Annotated in this window: 6 protein-coding genes; 5 read left to right on the top strand and 1 reads right to left on the bottom strand. The window is 72.0% G+C overall.

Annotation, left to right across the window (positions count from 1 at the left end; translation table 11 throughout):
• The coding region (locus ACWF94_RS34000) for a DnaJ C-terminal domain-containing protein (RefSeq protein ID WP_453497548.1) at positions 1 to 893 on the top strand (893 nt) is incomplete at its 5' end.
• 1 nt (position 894) lies between these two features.
• Positions 895 to 1,341, top strand: a complete 447-nt coding sequence (locus ACWF94_RS33995) for a heat shock protein transcriptional repressor HspR (RefSeq protein WP_453497545.1) — start codon at positions 895 to 897, stop codon at positions 1,339 to 1,341.
• Between the two features lie 144 nt (positions 1,342 to 1,485).
• Here the strand turns inward: ACWF94_RS33995 and ACWF94_RS33990 are convergent, their stop codons facing one another.
• Positions 1,486 to 1,890 (bottom strand): MerR family transcriptional regulator, encoded by a 405-nt coding sequence (locus ACWF94_RS33990; RefSeq protein ID WP_453497542.1) that lies wholly within the window; start codon positions 1,888 to 1,890, stop codon positions 1,486 to 1,488.
• A 59-nt stretch (positions 1,891 to 1,949) separates the two neighbouring features.
• On the opposite strand from ACWF94_RS33990, the gene ACWF94_RS33985 reads away from it, so the two are divergent.
• The 3 genes from ACWF94_RS33985 (at position 1,950) to ACWF94_RS33975 (ending at position 4,376) form a co-directional block, all read left to right on the top strand.
• Entirely contained in the window at positions 1,950 to 2,861 is a 912-nt protein-coding gene (locus tag ACWF94_RS33985) for an NAD(P)-dependent oxidoreductase (protein WP_453497539.1), read from the top strand.
• A gap of 274 nt (positions 2,862 to 3,135) precedes the next feature.
• The gene (locus tag ACWF94_RS33980) at positions 3,136 to 4,251 is read left to right on the top strand and encodes an NAD(P)/FAD-dependent oxidoreductase (RefSeq protein ID WP_453497536.1); all 1,116 of its coding nucleotides are present in this window, start codon (positions 3,136 to 3,138) and stop codon (positions 4,249 to 4,251) included.
• Positions 4,248 to 4,376 carry a hypothetical protein gene (locus ACWF94_RS33975; protein ID WP_453497533.1) on the top strand — a complete coding sequence of 43 codons (129 nt, stop codon included), beginning with the start codon at positions 4,248 to 4,250 and terminating at the stop codon, positions 4,374 to 4,376. The genes ACWF94_RS33980 and ACWF94_RS33975 overlap by 4 nt, the downstream gene beginning before the upstream one ends.
• Positions 4,377 to 4,673 lie beyond the last annotated feature (297 nt).

The following is a 4,673-nucleotide window of genomic DNA, read 5'->3' as shown; positions in this document are numbered from 1 at the left end:
TCTTCGGAGGCGCCCAGGGCGGGCCCCAGCAGGGCCCGGGCGGCGCCGGCGGCTTCGGCGGCGGGCTCGGCGATGTCTTCGGCGGACTGTTCAACCGGGGCACCGGCACCACCGGCACCCGTATCCAGCCGCGCCGGGGCCAGGACATCGAGTCCGAGGTGACGCTCAGCTTCACCGAGGCCGTCGACGGGGCCACGGTCCCGCTGCGGATGTCCAGTTCGGCCGCGTGCAAGGCGTGCTCGGGCACCGGCGACAAGAACGGCACCCCCCGGGTGTGCCCGACCTGCGTCGGCACCGGCCAGGTCTCGCGCGGCGGCACCGGCTCCTTCTCGCTGACCGACCCCTGTGTCGACTGCAAGGGGCGCGGGCTGATCGCCCAGGACCCCTGCGAGGTATGCAAGGGCAGCGGGCGTGCCCGCTCCTCGCGCACCATGCAGGTCCGTATCCCGGCGGGAGTCTCCGACGGCCAGCGGATCAGGCTGCGCGGCAAGGGCGCCCCGGGTGAGCGGGGCGGACCCGCCGGTGACCTCTATGTCGTCGTCCATGTCGGCGAGCACCCCGTCTTCGGCCGCAAGGGCGACAACCTCACGGTCACCGTGCCCGTCACCTACGCGGAGGCGGTGCTCGGCGGCGAGGTCAAGGTGCCCACCCTCGGCGGGCCCCCCGTCACCCTGAAACTGCCGGCCGGCACACCCAACGGCCGGACCATGCGCGCCCGCGGCAAGGGCGCCGTCCGCAAGGACGGCACCCGCGGTGACCTGCTGGTCACCGTCGAGGTCGCGGTCCCCCAGGAGCTGAGCGACAAGGCGAAGGAAGCGCTGGAGACCTACCGCGACGCCACGGCGGAGGAGGACCCGCGGGCTGAGCTGTTCCAGGCCGCGAAGGGAGCATGACATGGACGGAAGGCGCCGTAACCCCTACGAACTGACCGATGAGTCGCCGGTGTATGTGATTTCGGTGGCGGCTCAGCTCTCGGGGCTGCACCCGCAGACCCTGCGGCAGTACGACCGGCTCGGCCTGGTCTCCCCGGACCGCACGGCCGGCCGGGGGCGGCGCTACTCCGCCCGTGACATCCAACTGCTGCGCACCGTGCAGCAGTTGTCCCAGGACGAGGGCATCAACCTCGCGGGCATCAAGCGCATCATCGAGCTGGAGAACCAGGTCGCGGCGCTCCAGTCCCGGGTCGCCGAGCTGTCGGCCGCCGTGGAGGGCGCGGCGGTGGCGATGCAGCAGCGCGAGGCGCAGGTGCATGCCTCGTACCGGCGCGATCTGGTGCCGTATCAGGATGTCCAGCAGGCGAGCGCGCTGGTGGTGTGGCGCCCCAAGCGGGCGACCGACTGACTTCCCCGGGGCAGTCCCGGGTGCCGGCGCGGGGATCGGCCGTCGCCTGGTCGCCTGTCCGGGTGCGCCCGGTGCCGTACCGGCCGGGTGCCGGGGGCATACGCGACCGGATGCGGACGGGAGCGTACCGCCCGGGTGCCGGGGTCATGCGGCAGGTGCGTCGGCCTCGCGGTAGGCGTCCGGGTAGTCGACGCCGTCCGTCACCGTGGCGGCGATGACGGTGTCCAGCGCGTCGCGCGCGGCCAGCAGTTCGCCCACGGCGTCGTCGAGCCGTTCGCGTTCCCGGTAGAGGTCGGGCAGCAGGCCCGAACAGGCCGGTGCCAGGACCTGGCCGTCGTTGGCCATACAGGGCAGCAGTTCGGCGATGGTGGTGGTGCTGAGACCGGCGCCGAGGAGGGTACGGATACCCCACACGGTGGCGATGTCCTCCTCCGCGTACTCGCGGTATCCGCTCTGTCGCCGCGACGGCGCGAGCAGCCCCTGCTCCTCGTAGTAGCGCAACAGCCGCTGACTGACCCCGGTTCGCCGGGAGAACTCGCCCATACGCATGTGATGACCACCACGTTCAGTTGACTCTCACATCGGTGTGAGACGCCAGCCTAATCCGTATGACTACGCAGCGATCAGCGGCGGACGCCCGGCGTCCGGCCGTCTCCCTCATCGGTCTCGGCCCTATGGGCCTCGCCCTCGCCGAGACGCTTCTCGACCACACCCGCCCCCTGACCGTCTGGAACCGTACGCCGGAGCGGGCCGACGACCTGGTCGCGCGGGGGGCCCAGCGCGCCGGGTCCGTCGCGGAGGCCGTCTCCGCGAGCCCGCTCACCCTCATCTGTCTGAAGGACTACGAGTCCCTTCACGAGGTCTTCGGGGCGGCCGGTGACGCCCTCAGGGGCCGGGTGCTGGTGAACCTCTCCTCCGGGACGCCGCAGGAGGCGCACGCGGCGGCCGACTGGGCACGGGAGCGCGGTGCCGAGTACCTCGACGGCGCGATCATGGTGCCGCCGACGCTCGTCGGGCAGCCGACGTCCGTCTTCCTGTACAGCGGTGACCGGGCCGTACTCGACCGGCACCGGGCGCCGCTGGCGAGCCTGGGCGATCCCCGGTATCTCGGGCCCGACCCCGGTCTGGCGGTGCTGTACAACACGGCACTGCTCGGCTTGATGTACGCGACCGTCAACGGCTTTCTGCACGCCGCCGCGCTGGTCGGCTCGGCGGATGTCCCGGTGACCACGTTCGCCGATCTCGCCGTCAACTGGTTCATGCCCACGGTCGTCGACGCGTCCCTCGCCGAGCAGGCACCCGAGCTGGACAAGGGGCACTACCCCGGTGACGCGGGCACGATGGAGATGAACCTGAGCGCGCTGGAGCACATCGTCCGTACGTGTGTGGAGCAGGGCGTCCATGCGGACCAGCCGCGGCTGATGAAGGAGATCGCCGCACGGGCGATCGCCGAGGGCCATGGCGGCAAGAACTACCTGGCCGTCTTCGAGATCTTCAAGAAGGCGACCAGGGTTTCGTGACCTGGGTGCTGTGAACCGGGTGTCGTGACCTGGGCGCTCCGGGGGCCTGCGGGCCCGGGGGTCTGGGTGCTCGGGGCGGGGCCTGCGCGGCACGGCGGGGCCTGCGGGGCCTGCGGGGCCCGGGGGCCTGGCGGGCCCGGTTGCGCCGTCGGATCGTCGGGCGGCGCCCCCGCCACTCTGTGACCCACGCCACATGTGCGGGGTTTCTGTCAGGAATCGGGGCGCTGTCCCGCTCAACTCACGAAGAGCGAGGCGAACCGACTAGGAGCGTCATATGAAGCACCGCATCGTTGTCCTCGGCGCCGGGTATGCCGGGGCCTATGTGGCCGGAAACCTGGCCCGTCGGCTGTCCCCGGCGGACACCGGGATCACCGTGGTCAACGCCGTGCCGGACTTCGTCCAGCGGATGCGGCTGAACCAGTTGGCGGCCGGCCGGGACCTCCAGGCCCCGCAGCTCACCGATGTCTTCGCGGGCACCGGGATCCGGCTGCGCGTGGCCCGGGTCACCGCCGTCGACCCCGAGCGCCAGGTCGTCGCCGTGGCCGACGCCGACGGCGGCGGTGAACTCGGCTACGACACGCTGGTGTACGCGCTCGGCAGCCATGGCGACACCCATGCCGTCCCCGGCGTCGCCGAACACGCCTTCGACGTCGCCACCAGGCCCTCGGCGCTGCGTCTGCGCGAGCGCCTGGTCGGCTTGGGCGACGGCGGGAAGGTGGTGGTCGTCGGCGACGGGCTGACCGGCATCGAGACCGCCACCGAGATCGCCGAAGCCCGGCCCGGCCTGTCGGTGGCGCTGATCGCCCGCGGTGAGCTGGGTGCCCGGCTCTCCGCCGGAGCGCGCGGCCATCTGCGCCAGGCGTGCGACCGGCTTGGCGTCACCGTCCTGGAGCACACCAGCGCCGAAGCCGTCGAAGCGGCGCGGGTGCTGTGCGCCGACAGCACCGCCCTGGCGTCCGACGCGACCGTGTGGACGGCCGGGTTCGCGGTCGACCCCATCGCCGCCGCCGGCGGGCTGGAGGTCACCGGGAACGGCCGGATCGTCGTCGACCGCACCATGCGGTCGGCCTCGCACCCGAACGTCTACGCCGTCGGCGACAGTGTCCATACCCCCGGGGACAACGGTCTTCCGCTGCCGATGTCCTGCGGCTCGGCAGGCTTCACCGGCCGACAGGCATTCGAGGCGATCATCGGGCGCCTCACCGGCCGCACGATCGCGAACGTCAAACTGGTCTACCTGTACAACGCCATCAGCCTCGGGCAGCGGGACGGGATCTGGCAGTCGATCGACGGCGAAGGACAGGCGAAGCCGAAGTACATGGGCGGGCGGAAGGCCCTGCGGATCAAGACGGCCATCCAAAGAGGGGCGACCAGGTCATCGGCGCCGTGACGTTCGACATCACAGGCGGCAGGATCGCGACCGTGCGCGGCATCGCCGCCCCCACCCGCCTCGTCCGCCTCACCGAAGCCTGGCGGCAACACGGACCGGACACACCGCTCATCTCCCGGTGGTGACCCGACGCCGACCGCGGCCAGGCGCGGCGACCGCGTTTCCCGGCCGGTCGCTCATGCGGGGACCACCTCCATGCGGGGACCACCTCCATGCGGGGACCCGCCTCCCCATGCGGGGACGACCTCCCGCCATGTGGGGACCACGTCCATGCGGGGACGACCTCCCGCCATGTGGGGACCACGTCCATGCGGGGATGACCTCCCCCCATGTGGGGACCACGTCCATGCGGGGACGACCTCCCCGTACCACCGAACTCCATGCACATAGCAGCGAGTTCCGGCCTTTCGGCGGCCCCGGAG

This window comes from Streptomyces sp. NPDC055078 (genome assembly GCF_053607985.1).
This window is presented reverse-complemented; position numbering and strand designations above follow the sequence as displayed.

Excerpts from the sequence above, each read along its gene's own strand:
- ACWF94_RS33980 (WP_453497536.1), top strand. The coding sequence starts at position 3,136 with ATGAAGCACCGCATCGTTGTCCTCGGCGCCGGGTATGCCGGGGCCTAT.
- ACWF94_RS33985 (WP_453497539.1), top strand. The coding sequence starts at position 1,950 with ATGACTACGCAGCGATCAGCGGCGGACGCCCGGCGTCCGGCCGTCTCC.
- ACWF94_RS33995 (WP_453497545.1), top strand. The coding sequence starts at position 895 with ATGGACGGAAGGCGCCGTAACCCCTACGAACTGACCGATGAGTCGCCG.
- ACWF94_RS33990 (WP_453497542.1), bottom strand. The coding sequence starts at position 1,890 with ATGCGTATGGGCGAGTTCTCCCGGCGAACCGGGGTCAGTCAGCGGCTG.